The following is a 599-nucleotide window of genomic DNA, read 5'->3' on the forward strand; positions in this document are numbered from 1 at the left end:
TAGCCGATAACTACGACGCTTTGCAACTGCCCTATTGCGCCTTGCAATATGCGGTCGGGCTGCGTGTCGATACGTGACACGAACGGGCCGCTAACGACGTTGGCTACTTCGAAATACCCGCGACCGTCGCACTTCGGGCACACGCTGCGGATAAGCTTTAGGGGGCCGGATAGCATACCCGACCCTTTGCAATGCCCACACGGGTTCCGGTATGTCATGCCGACGCCGCCCGCTGCACAATCTTTTGCAGCGCGTCGGAAAGCGCGTCGCGCACTTCGTAGCCGAAGCGTTGGCGCTTAAGCACCTTGCGCAAGATTTGTTCGGCGTCTTCGTTTGCCTGTGCTTCGCTGTATTCAATCCTTCTAGCCATGGTGTATCCTTTCGTTGGCTTGGTGCGGCCCATGGGGGCGGGCCGTCACCTTATTAGCACATTACGATTGCGAATGTGTTAACGCGTATCGCCCGACCCTTGAAGCACGTTCCGTTCGCCCCGGTCGCACAGCTTGCAAAGGTTGCCGTAGGCGACTTCGGCAAGGTCTACACCAAGTTCGTTGCACGCCGCCGACAGATACCAAAGCACGTCGCCTACTTCTTTGACA

General features: G+C 57.6%; 1 protein-coding gene. It reads right to left on the reverse strand.

Features of this window, described 5'->3' with window-relative positions:
* Window positions 1-214: 214 nt before the first annotated feature.
* Window positions 215-403 carry a hypothetical protein gene (locus ADAD_RS0115215; protein WP_010415731.1) on the reverse strand — a complete coding sequence of 63 codons (189 nt, stop codon included), beginning with the start codon at window positions 401-403 and terminating at the stop codon, window positions 215-217.
* Window positions 404-599: the final 196 nt, after the last annotated feature.

The organism is Citromicrobium sp. JLT1363, assembly GCF_000186705.1.
GTDB lineage: Bacteria > Pseudomonadota > Alphaproteobacteria > Sphingomonadales > Sphingomonadaceae > Alteriqipengyuania.

Excerpts from the sequence above, each read along its gene's own strand:
- ADAD_RS0115215 (WP_010415731.1), bottom strand. The coding sequence starts at position 403 with ATGGGCCGCACCAAGCCAACGAAAGGATACACCATGGCTAGAAGGATT.